This window comes from Ditibartonella apis (assembly GCF_001952075.1).
In the GTDB taxonomy this organism is placed as follows: domain Bacteria; phylum Pseudomonadota; class Alphaproteobacteria; order Rhizobiales; family Rhizobiaceae; genus Bartonella; species Bartonella apis.
The window spans coordinates 333,259-356,028 of the sequence record NZ_LXYU01000003.1; the positions used below are offsets into that span (position 1 = coordinate 333,259).

The window sequence follows — 22,770 nt, forward strand, 5'->3', positions numbered from 1 at the left end:
GCAACAAACCGAAGGACTGCACCGAAATGAAAAATTTGATAAAAAAATTACTTATTGCTTCATCTGTTGTTTCTGTCCTTTCCGTTGGCATGTCGGCGCTTGAGGCAGCAGAACCGGTAGAAGGTGGGACGCTCATTTATCTCGACAAGCATGTACACACCAATCTCTATTCACCGCTTGCCGGTAATTATACAAATGGCGGTATTCTCAATCAGATTACCGATCGTCTAACATATCAAAACCCGGAAACGCTAGAAATTGAACCATGGCTTGCCAAATCATGGTCGATCAACGACGATAAAACTGTTTATGAATTCAAGCTGCGCGAAGGGGTAAGTTTTTCCGATGGAACACCGCTTGATGCGACAATTGTTGCCAAAAACTTCGACACCTTTGGCCTCGGCAATAAGGATTTACATCAACCGGTTTCGGAAGTGGTAAACAATTACGATCATAGTGAAGTTGTTGATCCTTTGACGGTGCGCTTTTACTTCAAACGTCCTTCGCCGGGGTTTTTGCAGGCAACCTCGACGATCAATTCCGGAATTGTTTCATCAAAAACATTGGCTCTTCCTTTCGATGCAACGGGAAGCGCTACAAAAATAATCGGCACCGGACCATTCTATGTCGAGAGTGAAACGCTTGGCAAAGAAATTGTTTTCAAGGTTCGCAAGGATTATAATTGGGCACCGGAAAAGTCACCCCATCAGGGACGTGCTTATGTCGACGAATTGAAATACCTGACTGTTCCGGAAGATAGCGTACGTATTGGTGCATTGATTGCCGGTCAGGCCCAGTTTATCAGGCAATTGCAAGCCTATGACGAAGATCGCGTCAAAAAGTCGGGCAACATCGTCTATTCGGTTAGTACGCGCGGCGTCAACGATTTGATCGCCTTTCGTCCTGATAACGAACTGGTTGCCGATTTGAAAGTGCGTGAGGCATTGCGTTTTGCTACCAATCGTCCGGAAATTCTCAAAACGCTTTATTCTTCAAATTATCCGTTGGCTACATCTATCATGGCACATGATGCTTTCGGTTACTCCGACCAAAGTGCAAAACTTCAATTCGATCAGGCAAAGGCAGTAGCACTCCTTGACGAAGCCGGATTTAAAACAGGGGCGGATGGTATTCGTGAAAAAAACGGGAAAAAGCTTGTGCTTACTGCTTATGATGCGTACCAGCAGCCGCAAAACAAAGCCATGCTGCAATTGATTGCCCAACAGTGGAAGCGTGTCGGCGTTATTTTGAATGTCAAAACATATGAGGGAACCAGTGCGGTGATCGACAATCTCGATCCGCAAAAAGCTCCCGTCATGCCACACATGATCAGTCGCGCTGATCCGGACGCTTTGAAAAGCCTGTTTTATCCCAAGAACCGTAATGCTTTATTACAAAAAGGCGGGGTGAGCGATAAGGTCGTCAGTTTCGTTGACGATAAGCTGAACAAACAGCTCGAAGACATTTCAGCAGAAACCGATCCGGTCGAACGCAATGCCAAGCTTATTGCAGCGACCGATTATATTCTCGATCAGGCCTATGCCATTCCTATCTTTGAAGAACCGCAGGTCTATGGTTGCTCGGCAAAAGTCAAGGGTGTCGGTTTTGAAGCTGTTGGTCGTCCGACTTTCTACAATATCTGGATAGAAAAGTAAGTTGATTGCCAATTGCCGGTCTGTCGCATTGACCATTAACGAAATCGACCGGATGGCAAAACGAACTTCCATTTGAAATGCCCCGTTTAACAAGCCGATTTAAAACGCTTTTGTCAAACGGGAAAGATCAACGAATTTTTTGCCGGAATGACGGTTTCAAGATGAGGCTACCGGCAAAAACAATTGCACCGGATTTTAAAAACAAACGGTCGAAGGCTTCTTTTGATGAAAATTGAAGAATTCTTTTGAAGAAAGTTTGGGTGCGTTTTAACAAAGCTCTCGTTAAAAGTTGGAAAACTGATGAGGGTAAAGCACAAAGCCCGAAGGTTTAGAATGCTCAAAATCGGTTTCTATCGTCTTTTACAAGCCGTTGTAGTTCTCTGGGCGGCATTCACTGCAACGTTTATTTTGTTGCAAATTCTCCCCGGCGACGCGATCCTAATCAAATTCCTTAGCCCGGAATATGGACTGAACCCTAGTGAAATTGCCAATCTGCGCGCCAATTACGGCGTTGATGCACCTAAAATTGTCCAATATTTCAAAACGATAGGTAATTTTTTGCGTGGTGATCTCGGCTATTCGGTGCAAGCCGGGGTTCCCGTTTCCGACCTTATTCTTACAAATTTGCCAGCGACTTTGAAACTTGCCAGTTTGGGATTCCTAACCGCGTTGATACTGGCTTTTCTCATTGCTCTCTTGTTCAGTTTTTCTCCATTCCAGTGGCTGCGCAACGTATTTTTCAACTTGCCCGGTCTTTTTCTCGCAATCCCTCTCTTCTGGCTCGGTATCGTGTTTGTTCAAATATTCTCTTTCTATCTGGGGTGGATTTCGGTCATTGTTCCCGGTCCCATAGAAGCAATGATTTTGCCGGTTGCTGCTTTAGCCATTCCGATTTCTGCTCCAATTACACAAATATTGATGCGTTCGCTTGATGAAATCGAATTAACCCCGTTCATAATGGTATTGAAATCGAAAGGGGCTTCCCGTCTTCGTATTCTTGTTTGCCATTGTTTGCGCAATTGTGCGCTGCCGGTTTTGACAATTGCGGGACTGCTTTTCGGCGAATTGATAAGTGGTGCGGTGGTAACCGAAACGGTCTTCGGTTTGAACGGCATCGGCAAAATAACCGAACAGGCCGTCCGCTCTCAGGATGTCAGCGTGCTTCAAGCCGTTGTCGTGGTCTCGTCGGCTGCTTTTGTATTTATCAATCTCGTTATTGACCTGTTTTTTCCGTTGATTGACCCGCGGCTTAAACAAAAAAGCTGGAGGCGTTAAATGAGTAAAAGTAACTTGGTTGACATTCCAAATTATTCTCAAAACACAAAATTTTGGACGATCAAACGGAAAGACCCCGGTCTTTTCATTGCTATTGCCGTTCTCGTTGTCGCATTTCTGTTCGTCATTATGCCGTCTCTATTTACCTCTTATAGTCCGGTTGACGAAGTGGGCGAGCATTTGAGCGCGCCTGATTTTGCCCATATCTTTGGCACGGATGAATTGGGGCGCGATCTTTACGCGCGTGTTGTTTACGGTGCCGTCCATTCATTGAGCGGGGCCTTGGCTGCGGTTGTCTTCGGCTTCGTTTTGGGCGGTTTTCTCGGACTGGTTTCGGGAAGTATCGGCGGCCTTATCGACACAATTATCATGCGCATTGTCGACGTACTTTTATCCATTCCCTCACTCCTTTTGTCATTAAGCGTAATAACTCTTATGGGGTTCGGGAGTTTACAGGTTGCAGTAGCTGTCGGCGTTACGTCTGTAGCAGGTTTTTCAAGGCTTATGCGGGCAGAAGTGGCACGTATCAAAAGTCTTGATTATATAGAGGCAGCCTATGGTTCAGGTGCGACATTTTTTGCTGTTATACGGCGTCATATCCTGCCCAATGCACTTTATACGGTTATGAGCTATGCAGCATTGCAATTCGGTCATGCTTTGTTGCAAATTGCCACGCTGGGGTTTCTCGGGTTTGGTGTCCAGCCGCCAACACCCGAATGGGGGCTCATTATCGCCGAAGGGCGCAATTATATTGCAACCGGTTGGTGGTTAACGACAATTCCCGGCCTTGTCACCATTGCGGTGGTGTTGAGTTTCAATCGCATAAGCCGCTTGTTCGGCGCGAAGGGCAGGTGGTGAAAATGTCGCTTCTTGATGTTCAAAATCTTTCTGTTTCCTATTTTGATAACGGACGTTGGAACGAGGTAACGCACAATGTTTCGTTCAGCCTCGAAAATGGTGAGGCCTTGGCACTCGTTGGCGAATCCGGTTCCGGAAAAACCACAACGGCGCAAGCAATACTCGGACTCTTGCAAGAAAATGCACGCATTGAAAATGGCAAAATTTTTCTGAACGGAGAAGATCTCGGACGCTTTTCAAAATCCCGTCTTCAAGCTTTACGTGGGAAAGTTATGAGCCTTATTCCGCAGGATCCGTCTTCTTCGCTCGACCCGTTGATGAAGATAGGCAAGCAGATCGGCGAAATTTTTCGCATTCATAAAGCTTGCCCGCCTTATCTTATAAAGTCGCGCGTGGTTGAACTTTTAAGCGAAGTCGGGCTTGATGAACCGGAACGGCGTGCAGAACAATATCCGCATGAATTGTCTGGTGGAATGCGGCAACGTGTTTTAATTGCTATAGCAATTGCACTAAAACCCCAACTCATTATTGCTGATGAACCCACTTCGGCACTTGATGTCACCGTGCAGAAACGTATTCTCGACCTTATCGATGATATCCGTGTCAATTCCGGTGCATCACTTCTCATCGTCACGCACGATCTTGGCGTGGCATCCGACCGGGCTGATAAAATTGTTGTTATGAAAAGTGGCCGTGTTGAAGAAGCAGGTGAAAGCCAGATTGTCCTGTCATCGCCGAAAGCCGATTACACAAAAAAGCTGGTCGCCAATGACCCATCTTTGACGCTTGTTCCGGCACATCCTAAAAAAACAAACAATGACAAAACCATCGTCGAAGTTAAAAACCTTGTAATCGAATATCCGGGTAAACAATCATTCCGCGCAGTGGAAAATTTATCTTTCAGCGTAAAACGCGGCACGACACACGCAATTGTTGGTGAATCCGGTTCAGGTAAAACCAGCACAATTCGCGCGCTTTGTGGCTTTATCAAACCGGCAAGCGGGACGATTACAATTGACGGAAGCGATATGGTTCATCTTAAAGGTGAGGAACTGCGCCATTTCCGCCGCCGTATCCAGCTTGTCTCGCAAAACCCGTTCGGCTCGCTTGACCCGCATTATACGATTGGCAAAATTATCGAAGAACCTTTGCTGAACTATCCCCATGAGGATAAGTCGAAGAGGCGCGCCCGCGTTATGGAGCTTCTTGATCAGGTGGAATTGCCAAAAAGCGTATTTGACAGACTACCAAGGGCGCTTTCCGGCGGGCAACGCCAACGTGTGTCCATTGCCCGTGCGTTGGTTCTTAATCCCGATATTGTCGTTCTTGATGAAGCAGTGTCTGCATTGGATGTCACCGTGCAAGCACAAATATTGTCGCTTCTCGACCGGTTGCAGCGGGAACATACATTGACTTATGTTTTTGTCAGTCACGATTTGTCGGTTGTTCGCCAGATATCCGACAGCGTGACAGTGCTTCAACATGGCCGCGAGATTGAAAGCGGTGATGTGGAAGAGATATTTGTGCGCCCCCGCGAACCCTATACGAGAGATCTGATTGCCGCAATTCCGGGCAAGAAAAATGCGCTCCATCAATCTCTTCTCGCAGCACAATTATAATCGGCTTTTTGATGCAGATAATGATCGCCGCATTTAATAACAAATGAGCGGCTTTCGGATCAAAAACCGAAAAGCTTTTTTCTGAAATAAAAGCCGGCGTTGAAAAAAACGCTGTCCTGCCGGAAGGTATGCGGGCTTTCAATCCGGTTATTTTCATCCCGTCGCCAAAAACTTTATCTTTATCAAATAAGCTTTTAAAAAAATCGCTTTTACGCGCATTCTCCGTTTTTATTTAGCAGTCGGTTGAATGAAAATCAGTCGGTCGGGGTAGGGGAAAATTTTTGAAAAATGGGGTTAGGGTGCGCCGCATAAAATGAGAAGATTAAGTGCTGTATCCGGTCTTTCGGTTTTAAGATTAGGTTCGTCGTAAAATCATGAAGGTACAACACAAACGCGAAACATCATCTTTCTTCAGAGAGTTTCAGGCGATTTAACAATCGGCAAAATTCTTGGAAACAAATTTTCCGGTTCGCAAAAAAATGTCTTGAGCCTCACGCAAAGGAAAAGCGGATTAATGGAAATTCTCCTTTGTTATCCATCTACGAGGCAAGAATTATGAAAATGATTCAAGCAAATTAGCTAACTGTTTGAAATAAATAAAGTTTTATAAAAATACGACAGTTAAAATGTAAGGTAGAAAGCCAACAATACCGGAATAAAATAGTAGGTTTCGAAAGTTTTTGACAAAAAAATTGCCTGATCGACTACGTTTTCAGGCTCATTTTTTAATATGAAATCCAAAACTTTTGTTGAAAATATCGCAGTTGTGACTGTATGCCATTTGAAATGAATAGCGTTAAGCGTTATAAAACAGATATCAGATTACGCTGTTCGCTAGACGTATAATTCGTATGATGATGGAAAGTAATATAGCTAAAACGTTGTGTAAGCTTGCGCTGGGGGTGTTAGTGCGCGAACCCTTTGCGGCGTTGAAGATATTTTACATTTTTTTCTCTGCCTTCGGGTGTTTTAGTCGTGTAAGGAAATTTTTCAATGAAAAGATGTATGTCTGTCTTGGCTCTGTCATTGCCATTGACAGCTTTCGCGCTATCGACGGCTGCTTTTGCTGCAAGTAGCGAAAAGGCTTCCCCCCAAGAACCGCAATCTTTATCGGTCGAGATTTACAGAGCCACAGAAAACGGGCTTGGTCATCAAATAGGTCAAATCACAATTACCGAAAATCGCTATGGTCTGGTGTTTACTCCCGATCTTAAAGAATTGAAGCCGGGGCTTTACGGTTTCCACGTTCACACCAATCCGGATTGTGGACTGGGCGAGAAAGACGGCAAAGTTGTTGTTGCCGGTTTGGCCGGCGGGCATCTGGATCCTCAAAAGACCGAACATCACTCCGCACCTTGGGATGACAGCGGGCATCTTGGGGATTTGCCGCCACTTTATGTTGACGAAAAAGGCGATGCCAAATTGCCGGTTCTCGCACCAAAGTTGAAAAAACTTTCGGATGTGCGTGGGCATTCATTGATGATCCATGTCGGCCACGACAATTATGCCGATCAGCCGGAACCAATGGGTGGTGGCGGCGCCCGTTTCGCTTGTGGTGTTATCCGCTAATTTTAACTATCCAAAAGGCTCCTGATAATGGAGCCTTTTTGTTTATTCTAGGCGGCATTGTCTGATAGCAGCAGTTTTTGAAAAAATGCCGCGCACGAAGTTGCTCTTTTTTCTTTACCCCATTCTCTCACAGCTATCTTCCCTGTTATCATTGGAATGGTTGTGACTGGACAACTTGCGCCATCATCGCGCTTTTTCACGATGATTTTGAATTTTTCTATTAAATGACCGGTGCACCGGAAAACGGTTTTCGGCACTTCGTTTCCAATTTTTCTATATTTTCTTTCGCTTCGAACAGGGTAGAGAAGGCCATTCTTCTCGTAGTTAAAATTTTTCGGCAAAGAAGCGACGTTGAAATGTGTTTTTCCGCCGTCTTTATAAACGGTTTTTTAGAAAAATTTTTACAAAAGTTTTTTAAAATTCTGTTTTTAAAGTTACGCCGTTTTGACTTTTCCTGTTTGGCCTCGAAAAGCTTAGCTGTTGCCAACGATAATCTCGTTTGGAACATATTTTGCCGCTTCCCGTTTAGATAGCAAACCTGCAATCGACGATTGCCACTCCACAAATATCCTATGTGGCGAAACAAGTTAGCGCGAAATACAACCGAGAAAGGGAAACAATGGGCGTTTTTATGGGACGTGATCTATTTTCTGCGCCCACGCAATTGCGTGAGCTACGTGAGCGCGCCGGTTTGTCATTGGAAGAATTGGCAAAAAGCCTCGGGCTACAAAGTGCCGAAGAGCTTGAGGAGTATGAAGATGAAGAAAAAGAGTCAATCGATTACTTTTCCACCGCACTTACAGAAAAAATGGCTCGCATTCTCATCGGCCTCGGTAAACCGGCTATTCGTTCGGATGAAGTCTGGGCCTTGTCTATGCCGGACGCGCGCACAAAGTTACTTGCCAATCGCAAGGAAGCTTACAATGAAAGCGTGACCGTGCGTATTCCACCGGAAATAGTAACCGGCCAATTGGCGGCCAATATTATGGAATTGGCGGCTGAAAATGCGGAATCTACCGGAAAGTCGACGGCTTCAAAAAAGCGGAACGGAAAAACGGCTAAATCTTGCCCCAAGAACCGCCGAAAAAATGGCGACAATGCCGATAGTCCGAAGAGTGACAGGAAGCCGAATGAACAACAAAAATTCAGCCAGTCGAAAGAAAATGCTATGAAAACACATTACCAACCGCTTGTTGTCGATGCGCGGTTCGAGGCTGTAAACGACAGCCGTTTCAACAATGTTGAAGACAACCTTGTAGATTTCGAACAAAACCGCATTTTGCCGGTTTATGGACAGACGGTTGCCGGTGAACATGGAGAGTTCGACCTTGACGGAAATATACTATACGAGGTTGCGTGCCCACCACAACTCAACCATGCGGTTAACGCTTATGCTTTGGAAGTATCGGGCGAAACCATGTGGCCACGGTATCAAGATGGAGAGATCGTCTATTGCGACCCGACACACCGCGTGAAAAAAGGTGATTTTGTGGTGGCACAAGTTATTGCAGATGATCATTCGGCGGCACCGAAAGCATTTGTAAAAATGTTCTCTCACCATACAGATAAAGAACTGGTACTCGAGCAATTCAACCCGCCAAGAAAACTCGTTTTTCCACATGAGAAAGTGTTATCCGTTCACACAATTACTTTCTCGGGCACAGCCTCGGCTGAAGTCCTTTAGTAGGCTTTGCATTAAAGAATTCCGAATAATTTTTCTCTACCAACTTTTCTCTCTTCTGTTTTTCTCCTTATGTATTCATTCAGGTTTGAATGCAGAAAAACAGGAGGGGGGATTTGTATCTTTTGACGGCGCTTTGCGGGGATTTTTAAGATATTATTCTAACTTATTGAAAGGAAATATTTTTTTAGTAAACTCTTAATTGACAAAATGATTCAGGTTTTATTATTAACTTGTTGTTAACCATAGAAATTAACTGTTTCTTAAAACTTTGTTTAAGCACTGTGGCGAAAGCTCCGATATCAAGGCCTTATCAGGAAAACCGGTTAAACAGGCCGACCGAGCCTGATGAGCAGAGACAAGCCTTGTTTTTACGCCATTTGTGATCACAGATTTTTAATTTTTGGTGACAGGTTTGAGGTGGCAAAGGCTTTCTGATCTTTTGCGCACCGCATATTTTTTCGCTCAAAAGAGTTGTGATGAATGAGGTTCAAACTTCATTCATCGCTGGCCGTTTTTTAAAAGTTTGAAGACCGTACTTTTGACGCTTGCGATGTTTACGGTGGAAGAACCAATGATGTAGTTGAGACAAAACCGGTCTAACCCCAAGCTGTTTTGATTTGGCAAAATACTGAAGGCGGAACGGGTTTTTGAAAACCATTTTTATCCATCATATTGTTCGCAATGAACTGCCGATCCGGTCATCTTGACGAAAGACGTGCTCATTGTTTTAATAATGACGGTTTGTAAATTTTTTAAGCGAAATTGAAAATTTGCAGTTTTCTCGATTTTTCGATTTGCGTGGTGAAGCCATCTATCAGCTATCAATATCACTGTCATCGAGAAATGCTTGTTCATCCGGCTTTGTTTTGCGTCCAACAATTTTATTGCGTTGTGGAAAGCGACCGAAACGCTTGATAATGTTATGACGGATTTCCGCTTCAGTCAGTAAATCTTGATCATTAAGAGACTTGAACAATTCAATACTTTGTTCCTGATCGGAAAGCTTTTCGGAATGTTCAAAAGGCATATAAAAAAAACCTCGCAGGTCTTTTTCTATACGCTTGTCAGCGTTATTCTCGACAGCAAGCCGTGCAATCTTTAGCGCATCATGATCACTACAAAAAGCGCGGGGGTCATTGTGAAACATTTTGCGTGGAAACTGGTCGAAGATGAGGGCGAGAGCCAAAAGGCCTTCATCGGTTTTTTGCCATTCTCTCAATCGGCCTGAAAGTGCCGTTTGCCAAAGCCGGAAAAATTTTTCGTGAATATTTTTGCCAAAACTGTCGTCTTGACCGAACCATTTGTTTCGTCCGGCATCCAACCAGAACTCTATAACTTCGTTCGGTTCAATTTGCTGTGTACCCATTCATGTATCCCCCTGAACATCGGGCATCCTCCAGAAGCTATATAATGCACGCGAATTCACCTGATGAAAAGAGAAAATAATAATAAACAAAGTTTGTTCTGGCGCATAAGATTTGAAATTCACAAATTATCAAAATAAAACATATATAAAAAATTGTAATAATTATAAAACACAACTTAAAGATGTGTTTTATATATTTAGCTATAAGTTAAACATAATAAAAGAGTAAATTTATTGAGCAGTTAGACAACTAAAAATTAATTTAAATAGTGTTTAACTGTCGTCAAATCGTCTTTTCATGAAGCCGGTTTTTTATGCGAATAACTAAACCACAAGTTTAACGCGGTGCAGAAAACAATCCTCGAATTTTCAGCCGAAGAGGAGGGGGCTTGCCGTCAGCCGGTTCGTTAGAGAAATATCGGGTGGTTCAAATAAACAAAACAGCATCATTATCTCTTATGGATTTTGTTTGGAAAGTGCATAAGGCAATTCCGATGGAAATACTTGCAGAACCGGATACACGACTATTTCCGTCGCCATAATCGTAAATGGTTGGCCTTTGCAGATTGTATAAACGTCATCATGAAACGGATGTTGTATTGCGATCACATGTTCGTGAACATAAAACGCATATGTGATTGGTATCCTGCTACCGCTTTTCCTAAGTGGAAACCAAGAGATGTTCAGATGTCAAAATCGGATGATCTCTATAAAAGCCGGATAGTCGGATCAGATGAGAGCTATCCGGAATAAAAAGGAGAGTTTAAAATGAAAAGATTAATGCTTGTCGCATCCGCTTTGCTGTTAGGTGTAAGCAGTGCTTTTGCTGCCAATGGTTTTGGTGATGGTAGCCGGGTTAACCAATATGTTCCAGGTCATTCTGCAAATGTTGCGAATGAACAGTTCAAAGGGAAAGACAAGGCCTATTTCTATCGTGGCGATGGTTCGGTTGAAGACTCCTACTATCCGGGGCGTCATCTGAACTCTCCTGTTTCCCGGCATGGTGTGAGTGATCAGGAAATGCATAACTTTGGTGATGGTTCGCCAGTAAACAATAATATGTAATTTCATCATTGCTGCGATTCTTGAAAACCCGGAGGTTTCACCTCCGGGTTTTTGTTTGCGATTTTTGATTATGGCTTTTAAAGTCGCATTCATAGAACCGGAAAAACGGGAGAAAATGGGATTATGACAAAAGTTCTGGTATTGGGTGCAGGCGGGATCGGTGGCTATTTTGGCGGTCGCTTGGTAGAGGCGGGAAAAGATGTAACTTTTCTTGTACGTCCGAAACGGCAGAAAATACTTCTCGAACATGGATTGCGTATTGAAAGTCCGGCCGGAAATTTGAAAACGCCGGTCAAAACTCTGACCAATGAAGAACTCGTAAACCGGGTTTTACAAGGTGAAACCTATGATTATGTTTTTCTCACAGCAAAAGCCTATGATCTTGATAGTGCAATCAATTCAATCCGCCCGGCTATGGGCAAAGACACTGTTCTCGTTCCGGCACTCAATGGTCTTGCGCATATTGATCGACTGAATAAAGAGTTTGACAGGAAAAATGTGCTGGCGGGCTCGGTCATCATCCAGTCGACACTGACGCTAGACGGAATTGTTTTGCATTTGAATGATGATGCAATCGGGTTGTTCGGCTGCCAACAAGGGGGAAAGGACGAACGGGCAATTGTTTTTGCAAATCTTTTTGACGGTGCAAAAGGAGTGCAAGTGCATGCTGTTGAAAATGCAATGCAACGCATGTGGAATAAATGGGTTCGCCTTGCTACGCTCGCCGGAATGACATGCCTGATGCGTGCAAATGTTGGCGAAATCAACCGTGCTCCGGGCGGGCAAGAAGCTATGACAGAATTTCTGGAAAAAAATAGCGAGATAGCGAAGGCGGCCGGTTTCCCTCTACATGAGGGTGCAAGCAACGATATTGGCATTTTTTTCAAGGATAAACAGTCTTTGGCAACTGCATCTATGTTGCGCGATATTGAAGCCGGACACCAGACGGAAGGGGATCATATACTGGGTGATCTGTTAAATCGGGCCCGGCACTTCGGTATCAACCATCCGCTTCTTTCATTGGCTTACACAAATGTTAAAGCCTATGAACAGCGGCGCCTTTCCGGTCGCGACAGGAAAAACTGATGCCGCGGTTCTCCGGGAGATAATGTCTAAACAGGCAAAAACCGGTTTCATGATTGTGTCCGTTTTTTAAGGCGAACGTACCATAAGCCGGTCGCGCGTAATATTATATCGTTTTTAACGAGCATCCGGCGTTGTGCGAAGCTTTTACGCACATTGTGTATTAACGGGGACAAAACCTTGCATTCGTAACTCTTACGGGCGTTTACGAGGCTTAATCAAAGGGCAAGACAAACTGCCCGAAGTTTTAAACTTACGGCGCAATGATTTTCCATCACATTCCCAACAAAAAAGAGCGGGCTTATAAAGCCCACTCTTTTGAAAAAGATCTACATTTATCCAATGATATGGCTTCGGAAATCATGGCAATGTTTCGCGGTGCCAGTCGATTGTCAGCTTTTCCTTGAATGCAAAACGCAAAATATGCTGATCGAAAATGCCCTCGGCTTTAATCGCTTCAAACTCGTTAGGCGACATAATTTGCACCACAAGTGAGGATTTTTCAGCAAACATGTCAATCGTGACATCGTCGGAGAAAGGAATATGGGCTTCTTTTTCAGAAGATGTCATATCCGGAAATTTGTGACTCCAGTGTTTTGCAAGTTGTTGAAGATATTTACTGGCATTTTCTGTCTCGATAATTGCACGCGAGCGGATTGTCATTTTATTTTCCTTCAAATTCGCTTGTCATTCCCCGTTACTATTAGATAGGTTTTATTTTTTGTATTAGCTATAGATTTTTTTAAAAATAACGACGCTTTTGTTTGTCAGGTTCTTTCACGTACGCTGATAATGAGTGAAGAAATCGACTATTCGTTGAGTGGCAATTCTCTTTACTGGAATTATCTTACTGCCTTGAACCGGCTGGCAGCCAACCATTTTTTGTCAACCGGTTTCAATCAAACTTACCGGAAGTCTTATCTTTTTATCGCGAGAAGAAATCCCTTTATTCCGCTGGCTTGAATTCGGCCTCGATAATCAGATTAACATCGTCACTCAACGGGCCTTCAAGCTCGTTCACACCAAAGTCACTGCGTTTGATTACGGTTTTTGCAGAAAAGCCCATTGCCGGTTTTTTGGTTATCGGGTGCGAGGCAATCGTGCCGTTCAAGGTCACATCAAGCACAACCGGTTTTGTAACACCGTGAAATGTCAGATTTCCGGTGACTTTACCGGTTTTCTCGCTCGTTAATTCGATCGCAGTCGACTGGAAGGTGATGCTGTTGAATTTATCGGCATCGAAAAACATCTCTCCGGCAATTTCATCATTAAATTCATTCGGAGTCTTGGGATAGTTTGTATCGACCGATTTCGGGTCTATTGTGACATGCAAAACCGATTTTTCAACATCATTTGCATCAAGATCAAGTTTTGCTTCAATTTTGTCAAAGCGCCCATAATAATTGGAAAGGCCGAAATGTTTGATGCTCCACAATAAATTTGTGTGTGCTGCATCGGAAACATAGGCACCGCCCGGAATATCAAGCTTGGCTGCATTTGCTGCCGGGTTTGCAAATAAAATACCGGGAACAATCATTGCAGCCGCAATTTTTGTTTTATTGATAAACATAATATCGCCTCCGTAAATATGTAAATTCTTATTTTAGATAGCTTAGCCGTTTTGAAACATGTTGGAAGTGTCAACACTTACGACAGAATGTTTTTGTTTCATTGACAATATAATATTTCATCAAAAATTCAATTATTATAATGTGATATATATTTATTATAAAAACTATTTAAAAATAATCATATCCAATTTCTGTCTTAATAGATATTTTTATGTAAATGATTAAAAAATATATATGAATAAATATAAAATTTCATATGAATTTTTGAACAGTGAATTATAAATACATTAAATTAATATCGTTATAGAATACATACATACTATGTATAAATGACATATTTAAGAAAATTATGATTTAAATTTTTTGTAAAAACTGTTTTTTCACAATTCATCTTTAAAAAATACCACTTGGCGAGAGCAGTTTCATGAAATTCGGTGGTCAAGATGGCAGCTCATTTGAAAAGCACTGTCGCGTGCAATATTTTGGAATTTTTTTTGAACAAGACAGAAAATAACCCTGGGTTGTTCAAGACAAGCTGTTAACCTTCACCAATATTGAGGGAAAAAGCCCCTTGCGTTTTGTTTGTTATGTTTCCATATACACATTGTTTGTGGATCTTTAGTCATGAACCGGTAAACGCCAAGAGCCTTTAAAAGGCTGCTGACAAGAGGGATTATAATGAGCGTTTTACGCTATTTTACCGGCGCTTTTATTTTTACAGTTGTCGGTCTGAGCCTTGGTATGTGGCTTGGCTATGTCGAAACAGGTTCGACAAGTGGCATATTTGAATATCTGTTCATTTGCTGTGTCCTTGGTGTTCTTGAAATTTCGCTGTCATTTGACAATTCCATTATCAATGCACGCATTTTGCGTGATATGAGCCCGGTTTGGGAACATCGCTTTCTTACTTGGGGCATTGTCATTGCGGTTTTCGGGATGCGCGTTATTTTTCCGCTCATTGTGGTGGCGTGTGCGGCATGGATAAGTCCGTGGGAAGCGCTAAAGCTGGCTATTTGGGAACCCCAACATTATGCCGACATCATGACAAACGCACATGTCGGTATAGCCGCATTCGGTGGTACTTTTCTTTTTATGGTGGGGCTTAAATATTTCTTTGATCCCGAAAAGGATACGCATTGGATTTTATTTCTTGAAGGGCGCGCCAAGAAATATGCGTCCATCCATGGTATCCAGATTGCCATTACACTTGTTCTTGTGCTCATTTTTTCCAGCCTCGTAAAACCGGAAGACGACCATACATTTCTGGTCTCGGCAATTTATGGCTTGCTTGCGTTTATTGCTGTCGAAGGCTTGGGCGTGTTGATGGATGCCAGAAAACACACGATGGAAAATGTCTACAAGGGAGGTGTTGGCGCGTTTATCTATCTGGAAGTGTTGGATGCAAGCTTTTCTTTTGATGGTGTGATTGGCGCATTTGCGCTTTCCACCAATCTTTTTGTTATTGCAATTGGACTCGGGATTGGTGCCTTCTATGTCCGTTCAATGACAGTGCTTCTTGTTGATAAAGGGACACTTGCGCAATACCGCTACCTTGAACACGGGGCTTTTTACGCCATTCTGGTGTTGGCTTTCATTATGTATTTGCAGACCATTATTCACATACCGGAAGTCGTTACCGGCGTTATCGGAATGGTGTTCATTTTGTCCGCACTTTATTCTTCTATCAGGTTCAATCGCAATCATCCTGATTGGCATCTGAATATTCCGAAAGATTAGACGAGAGAAAAAAGTTCAACGGCGTTACCCGCATTCGTAATGCCGTTCTTGGTGATTAATCAACTTCATTTGTCTTTCGTCTGCTTTAAGTGATCCATATAATGTTGGTGAGTTTCGCTTAAAACATCCTCAAGCCTTTTCCGTGCGACCAGACATTCAATGATTTTGAAGGAGTTAAACCTTTTTCAAGGCGCTCGTCAGGCTGAAAGCTGCCGATAATTGTTGTAACCGGAATAACGTCTGCCCAAATCGAGGTGGTATAATCTTCCTCGTCGTCATTAGTGCCTGATGCGCGCCTCTTTGCTGCTGCAACGTCCCTAATCTCGTTGACAGGCGCGTTATAACTTTTGTTGAAGAAGCTTTGGCCGATTTTGTCAATGAGGGGCATTAGACCCGGCATTTGCGCCGTTCTAATCAAAATTGTCAAAAAGAATAGGGATGCTCTGATTGAAGGATTGAAATGCGGGAAAGGGAAAAATTTCATGCATATCATCCCGTCGCGACAAGGGCTTCATCTGGCTCTCTTACTTGATAAAAATATCAACGATGTCACATTGGAAGCCCAGCGGCAAAAAGCCGGATTTGCGAGTCCTGCAATATCGCATTATCGCCGGAATGCACGTGAAAACGGCCTGTTTATCAGGCTATTTGGACTTTTTACCCGAACTTTATGACCAAGCAGGCAAAACGATTTCCGATATCGTCGGTAATTACCAATAACTGTAATTGGTTGTTTTTGACACTTTCGAACAGTTACGACCGCTAAGGGCAGAATACCGATTACAGAGAGGTTTAAAACCGGCTTACGTGCGGTGCTCTTGAAATTTGCCAAGCAAAACTCAAGCAAGTGTCGATCGTATGAACAGAGACTAGAAAAACGTGTTGTTTTATTTCCCCGCATTTCTGAAATCCATTTGCCTATGTTTTCTTGATTGTCGTCGAGTTTCTAGGGCAAAAAAGAGCACCATAAATTTAAAAAACGCGGGCAGGTGAAAAATATAAAACAACAGAACGGAACGTAACCAACTATAAAACTTCTTGTCACGCTCTTTAGTATTGCCGAAGTCTTTAACGGGGCAATTTTATGATTGTCCCGTTTTGACTTTTTGGTTGGTGGATATTGAACGACTCCAATTTTAAGATCCAAGCGATGGTTCGCAAAAGCAATATCGTTCCAAAGTTTTTTGCCTTTAAAGTTTGGTTGACGGAGGTACGTCATCCTTCATTGTGGTCACAAATTCGGGGCGCGGAACGGGCTCTGCTTCCGGTAGAGGCGTTGGATTTTGCGGCAAAGGTGGCTGAGGGTGAGCCGGTTTATGAGGCGAATGGTCGGGAGTATGTTTATGGGGGGCCGAATGATGTGGCGCCGGATGGGGGGCGGGTTTATTGGCTTCAGTTTCCAAGCTACCATTTGCAGGCACAAGACTATAAAATTCACGTCCGATGATGATGAAGACAAAACCGATCAGTCCCAAAAAGCCTAGGGAAAGGTAAAGGAGGGTGAAATCGGGAATAGGGGTGTCAAAGAATGTGGCTTCGGCGATTGCCTTTAGATTGGCCGATACAATGATTGCTGTTGCAAGCGGAGCGAGAAACACCAACACAACGCCGACCCAACCCAGTCCGGTAAATCTTTGCCGTATCAATGTAAATGACAGGTTCGATAATGTTGGCCGCGACTGGCTTTGGCCGGAGAGTGACTGGGTGCTTACGAGTGAATAGAAGAAATATATAAGCACAATTGATGCAATAAAACCTAATATCAAAAATATTAGAGCCATTTTAGGTATCCCTCTCTATAATGAACTTTAAAAAGAATATAGAAAGGTTTTGGATTGTGTCTATAAAATTGATCAATATACAAGAATAATTCGGGATCTATTTGAATAATCGAAAATTGCTTCTTTGAATATTTTTTATTTGTTTGATGCTCATAAAACTGAATTCATACTTCAAGAGAAAGAAAACGCACTTGACAAAACCCGTATTGAAAAACGTGTAGTCCCTACGTAAAAGGTTGCAATTTGAAAACTTTATATAAACAGCGGAAAAATAACAGCCCACGAGAAAAACGCTGTTTTGTTGCAGTTGTTGATCGGGATAACGGATATTGGTGCCAATCACGCTATGATGTCTTTGCCCGCCTCTGTTTTATGGGAAATTCTCTTAAGACTTCGTTTCCGTTGGTGAAAAGGGTGTTTGCCCGCAAAAATCTTTAAAACTGTAATTTTACCGGAAAGGATAAAATTCCCGAATGGAAAACAGGGGAAATAGGTTTTTTAACAGTTTCAGCAACCGGTGATGATGCGTTTCATGGACACTTGCGGTTTTCAATGCTATTCAATCTCGCGTAGCATTAGAACAAAGTTATTTAAATGAAACTATCTGTCGTCATTCCCTGTCGTAATGAAGCTGAAAATTTGGCCTTTCTGCTTGATGAAGTCGATAATGCCATGAAAGGGCGCGATTACGAGATTCTCGTTGTAGATGACGGTTCGACCGACGACACACCCAAGGTGTTATTTGAACGTATGAGCGAAGGTAAACCTTTGCGCCATATACGCCATGACCGCTCGGCCGGGCAAAGTGCTGCCGTGCGTTCGGGTGTCTTTGCAGCCTCCGGCGATATTATACTGACAATTGATGGAGATGGGCAGAACGATCCCGTTTATTTGCCGAAGCTTGCCGATGCACTTATTGCAGCAGGGCCGGAATACGGGCTGGCAGCCGGCCAACGTTTAAAACGCACCGATACTAAGTTGAAACAGCTTTCCTCCAAGCTTGCCAATAAATTGCGGCAGGCAATTTTGAAAGATAATACTCGTGATTCAGGGTGCGGGCTCAAAGCAATCCGTACAGAGCTTTTTCGACAATTGCCATTTTTTGACGGTTGGCACCGTTATTTGCCAGCGCTGGTTTTACGTGAAGGTTTCAAAACCACGCATATTGATGTGGTTGATCGCCAGCGTGTCCATGGCCATTCCAATTACGGCATTCTTGATCGCGGACTGCGCGGCATTCTTGATCTCTATGGCGTCTGGTGGTTGCGTCGGCGGCGCAAAGTGGTTCCCAAGGTGACGGAAATAAAGGCAAAGGGCGAAAAATGAGTGGTATTTTCTCACAATTTACCCAATGGTTGCATGATGTCTTTGTCGCGCAATGGGATGGCTGGATTGTGCTTGGCTTTATTGCTCAGGGACTTTTTATGATGCGCTTTGTTGTGCAATGGCTTGCTTCCGAAAAAGCCAAAAAAAGTGTTATGCCGGTTGCCTTCTGGTTTTTTTCACTTGGCGGCGGCACGCTTCTGCTCATATATGCAATCCGGCAAAAAGACCCTGTCTTTATCGCCGGTCAAGGCTTGGGGCTGATTGTTTATATCCGTAATCTCTGTTTGATTTATCGGGAAAAGAAACACAAACAGGCAAATTCCTAAAAAAATCAGGCCGGTACATAATACCGGTTACACCTGCAGCACGAGCAAACGAGATCATGTTCGTTAACAAATGAGAACGGTTCTTGTGCCAAATGCTTTATGCATAGAGCATTTGCATGAGGAGGGGGGGCTCTTTTATCCGGAAAGCCGGTTTTAAAGCATCGTCAAGGCAGGTAAAGATAAGAAACGATACGTTTGACATCGCTTCCGCCACCAAAGCCGATTTCTATTTGTCCGGTTTTTCCTTCGGTTGGCAGGCCGGCTTTTTCAAGAACATTGCGTAAATCGTCCGGCAGCTTACCGTTTCCCGACCAGAGCACCATAAGCGGTGTTTCAAGCCGTTCTACTACAAATGGTGAACCGATATGGATTGTTTTCAATGTCGGGTCCAACAAGCGCAAATTTCCGGGCAATTGCGGATGACGTGCAAACACCATGGAAAATGGTCCTGCGGCACGAAGTTGTTGGTCAAGTTTTGGATAATCAAATAGCTGTTCGGGCGGGTCAAACCGGTTATAGGCAGTTGCTATATTGAGATAAAGCACAAAAGGGACGACAAGTGCCGCAATAGCACCGGCAATGCCGAAAGCACGCACATATTTCAATGAATAGCAAAGCCGCGAAAGAACGAGGGCAAAATAGGCCGGTGCAAGAAAAAGCAATGGCTGTAACCAGCGGTCTTTGACATTGGTAATGCCTAAAACAATTACAAGGCCGACAATGAGTAGAATTCCGAAAAGCAGAATATGATAAAGGAGATGCTCTGCCTTGTTTTCTTGCCTAGTGGTCAATTGTGAAACTTTTGCATTGGAAAAGGTGTGGAGGCCTGCAAGGATCAGCGCAATAATGAGGGCAACAGAAACAAAGCCCAGACTGGCAACGAAGAAATCGGCAAGTCCAGCAAGCCGGTCGGAAAAGAAATTGCCGGTTTTACCCATTGCAAGCTTGTTTGCCCGTGCAACAACACTTGCCGGATGGGCGAACATGTAAATGAAAGCCGGGGCTATCGCGATCAGGGTTGTCAGAATAGCCGCCGGAAAATAGCGGTTTTTCAACGTGCTGCTAAATTCGGCTGTCAACGCTGTGCCGCCGAAAAGAGCGACGAGAAAAAGTGTGCCGTTATATTTGCCCAAAATGGCAGTTGCGCATGCAAGCCCGAGAAGAATTGCCCGTCCCCAGGAAGGCTTCCGCGAAAAAAAACAGAATGCAAGAAATGTATAGGCAGAACCGGCGGTTCCCATGATGGAATGGGTCAGTGCGCGTTGCGATTCCCATCCAATCTGGGGTAGCAAAAACATTGCAAGCATGGATGCACCGGCAACGACGGGACGCACATGAAGAAGGCGCAAACCGAGATAGACGGAAAGAAATGTCGTTGCAAGAAGGCCGAATTTGATAATTTGCAACCAATAAAAATGTAGCCCGAAGAGCTGTTCGACGCCGAAGGCAATCCATGTATAAAGTGGCGGTTGGGAGCCGCCATAGCCCCAATTCCAGAAACTGATATTGGAAGCAAGCTCCGCGTCATCAAGACCGGCACCTTGCGACAAAAGAGTAACGAACAGTGCTTCGAACGCAAAATAAAGAATGATGAAGCAAACAGCAATCGTGCCGTAATCCGGTTTATTATTTGCCATCACACCATCCTTAATTTGCTTGGCAGCATATCAATTAACGCGTTATCGTTGGACAATACCAGCAAATAAACGGGCGTGCGCACCGTTCTTTTTGTTATCTTTGCCTTAATCAACGCCCGATTGACATATAGTCGAGGTCTATATCCTCGAATTCTTCCTTTTTGTAAATATTGCGAAGATCAATGATTTTTCCACCTGGCATCAGTTTGGCAAGTTTTTTCAAATCAAGGGCGCGATAGGCGTTCCATTCGGTAATAATTGTCAAGACGGCAGCACCTTTGGCCGCGTCATAAGGAGAAGAACACCAGACAATATTGTCGAGAACTTTTTTGGCTTGCTCTTCACCTTCCGGATCATGCGCGCGGACGGTCAAGCCCGCCTCTTGTAAAACCTTGATAATCGTCAAAGCAGGGGATTCGCGAACATCGTCGGTATTGGGTTTGAAAGTAACGCCCAACACAGCAACAGTATCGGCGTTTCTTTCTTTCGCGGCTTTTATGATACGTTCACCCATTTTTACTTTGCGCTCTTCATTGATTGAAATAACGGTTTCGATCAATTGCTGGGGGGCGTTGTAATGAAGACCGGTCGCGGCAAAAGCGCGCGTATCTTTCGGAAAACACGAGCCGCCGAAGCCCGGTCCGGCATGCAAAAATTTGGAACCGATGCGTTTATCCATTCCGATAGCCTGGGCAACTTCCTGAATATTGCCACCGGTTTTTTCGCATAAATCGGCAACCTGATTAATAAAGGTAACTTTCATTGCAAGGAAAGCGTTGGCTGCATATTTAATGAGCTCGGCATTTTCAAGCGAGGTGATGACAAGCGGGGTTTCGCGCAAATAAAGCGGCCGATAAAGTTTGCGCATTGTGTCTCTTCCGCGCTCGTCCTCGACACCGACAACGACTCTGTCCGGACGCATAAAGTCTTCAATCGCCGAACCTTCGCGTAAAAATTCGGGATTGGAAACCATAGAAAAATGGATATCCGGACGAATTTTTTCCATACGCTTGCGTATACGGGAATTGGTTCCAACGACAACAGTGGATTTGATAACGACAACTGCGCCATCCTTCATGGCTCCCGCCACCTGATCGGCAGCTTGCTCGATAAAGTGCAGGTCGGCTTCACCATCGCCGCGGCGTGAAGGTGTGCCGACAGCAAGAAAAATTACATCGGCTTCTTTGACACTGTTTTCGAGATCAGTCGAGAAAGATAGGCGTTGTTCCTTGATGTTTCTCAGCATCATTTCGTCAAGGCCAGGTTCGAAAATTGTGACTTCGCCTCTGTTCAGTCGCGCGATTATGTCAGCATTGGTATCGACACATGTGACATCAAAACCGAATTCGGCAAAACACACACCCGAAACCAGCCCGACATATCCGCTACCGATCATGGTAATTTTCATTAAAGTCTTCCTTGCAAATTAATCTTGGTATTTGATATGACTGTTTTTATGTGACTGCAACCGTCAACCAGGGGAAATAAGGGGAGAAAAAATGGCTGGTGAGGCACTGATTGTTGTGGATGTGCAAAACGATTTTCTACCCGGCGGTGCGCTGGCAGTTCCGGACGGTGATCTCATTCTTCCGACGGTTTATGCACTGATGATGCGCTTTGACCATGTCATCCTTACTCAAGATTGGCATCCGCAAAATCATCAAAGTTTTGCCTCCAACCATCAGGGATTTTCTCCATATGATACGATTACCGTTGATTATGGCCCGCAAACACTTTGGCCGGATCACTGTATACAAGGTTCTAATGGCGCGGCTCTCCATGGTTCGCTGCCCGTTGATAAGGCTGAAATGATTATCCGCAAGGGAATGGATCCGGAAATAGACAGCTATTCGGCATTTTTTGAAAATGATCGAAAAACCCCGACAGGGTTACGTGGCTACCTCAAAGAGCGTAGTTTGAACAAGCTTACATTCTGCGGTTTGGCAACCGACTTTTGTGTAGCCTATTCGGCACTTGACGCCAAAAATTGCGGCTTTGAAGCGTCGGTCGCTCTTGCCGCCTGTGCCGGAATTGATCTTAACGGTTCTCTCGACCTTATGCTTAAGACGATGAATGATTCCGGTGTCGAGCTGCTAATGGGTGCACTTTAGACCAAGGGGCGGAGTTTCCTTATTCAGTAAAGTGCACTGACTTATCGTCGTGATAATGCAATTCTGTTCGGGTCAGCCTAAGTCTATCGGGCAAGTGTCTGTTTTTC

21 protein-coding genes are annotated in these 22,770 nt (G+C 44.0%); 14 read left to right on the forward strand and 7 right to left on the reverse strand.

The window, feature by feature from the left end; all coding sequences use genetic code 11:
- Positions 1-26: 26 nt before the first annotated feature.
- The 6 genes from PEB0122_RS08365 to PEB0122_RS11905 all read left to right on the forward strand — a co-directional run bounded on the left by PEB0122_RS08365 (position 27) and on the right by PEB0122_RS11905 (position 8,660).
- Positions 27-1,655 (forward strand): TIGR04028 family ABC transporter substrate-binding protein, encoded by a 1,629-nt coding sequence (locus PEB0122_RS08365; RefSeq protein ID WP_075916672.1) that lies wholly within the window; start codon positions 27-29, stop codon positions 1,653-1,655.
- 333 nt (positions 1,656-1,988) lie between these two features.
- Positions 1,989-2,930, forward strand: a complete 942-nt coding sequence (locus PEB0122_RS08370) for an ABC transporter permease (protein WP_075916674.1) — start codon at positions 1,989-1,991, stop codon at positions 2,928-2,930.
- Positions 2,931-3,788 carry an ABC transporter permease gene (locus tag PEB0122_RS08375; RefSeq protein ID WP_075916676.1) on the forward strand — a complete coding sequence of 286 codons (858 nt, stop codon included), beginning with the start codon at positions 2,931-2,933 and terminating at the stop codon, positions 3,786-3,788.
- Between the two features lie 2 nt (positions 3,789-3,790).
- Entirely contained in the window at positions 3,791-5,407 is a 1,617-nt protein-coding gene (locus tag PEB0122_RS08380) for a dipeptide ABC transporter ATP-binding protein (RefSeq protein WP_075914186.1), read from the forward strand.
- 993 nt (positions 5,408-6,400) lie between these two features.
- Complete coding sequence (sodC, locus tag PEB0122_RS08385; RefSeq protein WP_225867834.1) at positions 6,401-6,976, forward strand: superoxide dismutase family protein; 576 nt, start codon at positions 6,401-6,403, stop codon at positions 6,974-6,976.
- A gap of 631 nt (positions 6,977-7,607) precedes the next feature.
- Positions 7,608-8,660, forward strand: a complete 1,053-nt coding sequence (locus tag PEB0122_RS11905; RefSeq protein ID WP_075916678.1) for a S24 family peptidase — start codon at positions 7,608-7,610, stop codon at positions 8,658-8,660.
- A gap of 814 nt (positions 8,661-9,474) precedes the next feature.
- Here PEB0122_RS11905 and PEB0122_RS08400 read toward each other — a convergent pair.
- Positions 9,475-10,026, reverse strand: a complete 552-nt coding sequence (locus PEB0122_RS08400; protein ID WP_075916680.1) for a DUF924 family protein — start codon at positions 10,024-10,026, stop codon at positions 9,475-9,477.
- A gap of 768 nt (positions 10,027-10,794) precedes the next feature.
- On the opposite strand from PEB0122_RS08400, the gene PEB0122_RS08405 reads away from it, so the two are divergent.
- Entirely contained in the window at positions 10,795-11,091 is a 297-nt protein-coding gene (locus PEB0122_RS08405) for a hypothetical protein (protein WP_075868783.1), read from the forward strand.
- A gap of 123 nt (positions 11,092-11,214) precedes the next feature.
- Positions 11,215-12,177, forward strand: coding sequence for a ketopantoate reductase family protein (locus tag PEB0122_RS08410; RefSeq protein WP_075916682.1), 963 nt, complete (start codon positions 11,215-11,217; stop codon positions 12,175-12,177).
- 357 nt (positions 12,178-12,534) lie between these two features.
- Here PEB0122_RS08410 and PEB0122_RS08415 read toward each other — a convergent pair whose 3' ends face one another.
- Positions 12,535-12,837, reverse strand: coding sequence for a DUF2218 domain-containing protein (locus PEB0122_RS08415; RefSeq protein ID WP_075868778.1), 303 nt, complete (start codon positions 12,835-12,837; stop codon positions 12,535-12,537).
- Positions 12,838-12,966: 129 nt separating this feature from the next.
- On the opposite strand from PEB0122_RS08415, the gene PEB0122_RS11755 reads away from it, so the two are divergent.
- Positions 12,967-13,137, forward strand: a complete 171-nt coding sequence (locus PEB0122_RS11755; protein WP_158025429.1) for a hypothetical protein — start codon at positions 12,967-12,969, stop codon at positions 13,135-13,137.
- Here the strand turns inward: PEB0122_RS11755 and PEB0122_RS08420 are convergent.
- On the reverse strand, positions 13,121-13,744 hold the full coding sequence (locus PEB0122_RS08420; protein ID WP_075916684.1) for a YceI family protein: 624 nt from the start codon (positions 13,742-13,744) through the stop codon (positions 13,121-13,123). The genes PEB0122_RS11755 and PEB0122_RS08420 overlap by 17 nt on opposite strands.
- A 679-nt stretch (positions 13,745-14,423) precedes the next feature.
- Here PEB0122_RS08420 and PEB0122_RS08425 point away from each other — a divergent pair.
- The gene (locus PEB0122_RS08425) at positions 14,424-15,482 is read left to right on the forward strand and encodes a DUF475 domain-containing protein (protein WP_075868770.1); all 1,059 of its coding nucleotides are present in this window, start codon (positions 14,424-14,426) and stop codon (positions 15,480-15,482) included.
- A gap of 118 nt (positions 15,483-15,600) precedes the next feature.
- Here the strand turns inward: PEB0122_RS08425 and PEB0122_RS08430 are convergent, their stop codons facing one another.
- Positions 15,601-15,882 carry a hypothetical protein gene (locus PEB0122_RS08430; RefSeq protein ID WP_143238818.1) on the reverse strand — a complete coding sequence of 94 codons (282 nt, stop codon included), beginning with the start codon at positions 15,880-15,882 and terminating at the stop codon, positions 15,601-15,603.
- Between the two features lie 82 nt (positions 15,883-15,964).
- Between PEB0122_RS08430 and PEB0122_RS11675 the strand changes: the two genes are divergently transcribed.
- Complete coding sequence (locus tag PEB0122_RS11675) at positions 15,965-16,156, forward strand: hypothetical protein (RefSeq protein ID WP_143238819.1); 192 nt, start codon at positions 15,965-15,967, stop codon at positions 16,154-16,156.
- 516 nt (positions 16,157-16,672) lie between these two features.
- Here the strand turns inward: PEB0122_RS11675 and PEB0122_RS08440 are convergent.
- Positions 16,673-17,263: a hypothetical protein gene (locus tag PEB0122_RS08440; RefSeq protein WP_075916690.1), complete on the reverse strand. Its 591-nt coding sequence runs from the start codon at positions 17,261-17,263 to the stop codon at positions 16,673-16,675.
- Positions 17,264-17,857: 594 nt separating this feature from the next.
- On the opposite strand from PEB0122_RS08440, the gene PEB0122_RS08445 reads away from it, so the two are divergent.
- Both PEB0122_RS08445 and PEB0122_RS08450 read left to right on the forward strand, forming a co-directional pair.
- Positions 17,858-18,589 (forward strand): glycosyltransferase family 2 protein, encoded by a 732-nt coding sequence (locus PEB0122_RS08445; RefSeq protein ID WP_075916692.1) that lies wholly within the window; start codon positions 17,858-17,860, stop codon positions 18,587-18,589.
- Positions 18,586-18,915, forward strand: coding sequence for a lipid-A-disaccharide synthase N-terminal domain-containing protein (locus PEB0122_RS08450; RefSeq protein ID WP_075916694.1), 330 nt, complete (start codon positions 18,586-18,588; stop codon positions 18,913-18,915). Before PEB0122_RS08445 ends, PEB0122_RS08450 begins: the two co-directional genes overlap by 4 nt.
- Positions 18,916-19,079: 164 nt before the next feature.
- On the opposite strand, the gene PEB0122_RS08455 is transcribed toward PEB0122_RS08450, so the two are convergent.
- Positions 19,080-20,552, reverse strand: coding sequence for an ArnT family glycosyltransferase (locus PEB0122_RS08455; RefSeq protein ID WP_075916696.1), 1,473 nt, complete (start codon positions 20,550-20,552; stop codon positions 19,080-19,082).
- A 109-nt stretch (positions 20,553-20,661) separates the two neighbouring features.
- Positions 20,662-21,960 carry a UDP-glucose dehydrogenase family protein gene (locus PEB0122_RS08460; RefSeq protein WP_075916698.1) on the reverse strand — a complete coding sequence of 433 codons (1,299 nt, stop codon included), beginning with the start codon at positions 21,958-21,960 and terminating at the stop codon, positions 20,662-20,664.
- A gap of 91 nt (positions 21,961-22,051) precedes the next feature.
- On the opposite strand from PEB0122_RS08460, the gene pncA reads away from it, so the two are divergent.
- Complete coding sequence (gene pncA, locus PEB0122_RS08465) at positions 22,052-22,663, forward strand: bifunctional nicotinamidase/pyrazinamidase (protein WP_075916700.1); 612 nt, start codon at positions 22,052-22,054, stop codon at positions 22,661-22,663.
- Positions 22,664-22,770: the final 107 nt, after the last annotated feature.

Bases quoted from the DNA above. Each gene is read 5' to 3' on its own strand.
- PEB0122_RS08375 (WP_075916676.1), top strand. From the start codon at position 2,931: ATGAGTAAAAGTAACTTGGTTGACATTCCAAATTATTCTCAAAACACA.
- PEB0122_RS08460 (WP_075916698.1), bottom strand. From the start codon at position 21,960: ATGAAAATTACCATGATCGGTAGCGGATATGTCGGGCTGGTTTCGGGT.
- PEB0122_RS11675 (WP_143238819.1), top strand. From the start codon at position 15,965: ATGCATATCATCCCGTCGCGACAAGGGCTTCATCTGGCTCTCTTACTT.
- PEB0122_RS08415 (WP_075868778.1), bottom strand. From the start codon at position 12,837: ATGACAATCCGCTCGCGTGCAATTATCGAGACAGAAAATGCCAGTAAA.
- PEB0122_RS08410 (WP_075916682.1), top strand. From the start codon at position 11,215: ATGACAAAAGTTCTGGTATTGGGTGCAGGCGGGATCGGTGGCTATTTT.
- PEB0122_RS08430 (WP_143238818.1), bottom strand. From the start codon at position 15,882: ATGCCGGGTCTAATGCCCCTCATTGACAAAATCGGCCAAAGCTTCTTC.
- PEB0122_RS08440 (WP_075916690.1), bottom strand. From the start codon at position 17,263: ATGGCTCTAATATTTTTGATATTAGGTTTTATTGCATCAATTGTGCTT.
- PEB0122_RS08420 (WP_075916684.1), bottom strand. From the start codon at position 13,744: ATGTTTATCAATAAAACAAAAATTGCGGCTGCAATGATTGTTCCCGGT.
- sodC (WP_225867834.1), top strand. From the start codon at position 6,401: ATGAAAAGATGTATGTCTGTCTTGGCTCTGTCATTGCCATTGACAGCT.
- PEB0122_RS08455 (WP_075916696.1), bottom strand. From the start codon at position 20,552: ATGGCAAATAATAAACCGGATTACGGCACGATTGCTGTTTGCTTCATC.
- PEB0122_RS08380 (WP_075914186.1), top strand. From the start codon at position 3,791: ATGTCGCTTCTTGATGTTCAAAATCTTTCTGTTTCCTATTTTGATAAC.
- PEB0122_RS08445 (WP_075916692.1), top strand. From the start codon at position 17,858: ATGAAACTATCTGTCGTCATTCCCTGTCGTAATGAAGCTGAAAATTTG.
- PEB0122_RS08365 (WP_075916672.1), top strand. From the start codon at position 27: ATGAAAAATTTGATAAAAAAATTACTTATTGCTTCATCTGTTGTTTCT.
- PEB0122_RS08450 (WP_075916694.1), top strand. From the start codon at position 18,586: ATGAGTGGTATTTTCTCACAATTTACCCAATGGTTGCATGATGTCTTT.
- PEB0122_RS08425 (WP_075868770.1), top strand. From the start codon at position 14,424: ATGAGCGTTTTACGCTATTTTACCGGCGCTTTTATTTTTACAGTTGTC.
- PEB0122_RS11905 (WP_075916678.1), top strand. From the start codon at position 7,608: ATGGGACGTGATCTATTTTCTGCGCCCACGCAATTGCGTGAGCTACGT.
- PEB0122_RS08405 (WP_075868783.1), top strand. From the start codon at position 10,795: ATGAAAAGATTAATGCTTGTCGCATCCGCTTTGCTGTTAGGTGTAAGC.
- pncA (WP_075916700.1), top strand. From the start codon at position 22,052: ATGGCTGGTGAGGCACTGATTGTTGTGGATGTGCAAAACGATTTTCTA.
- PEB0122_RS08370 (WP_075916674.1), top strand. From the start codon at position 1,989: ATGCTCAAAATCGGTTTCTATCGTCTTTTACAAGCCGTTGTAGTTCTC.
- PEB0122_RS08400 (WP_075916680.1), bottom strand. From the start codon at position 10,026: ATGGGTACACAGCAAATTGAACCGAACGAAGTTATAGAGTTCTGGTTG.
- PEB0122_RS11755 (WP_158025429.1), top strand. From the start codon at position 12,967: ATGAGTGAAGAAATCGACTATTCGTTGAGTGGCAATTCTCTTTACTGG.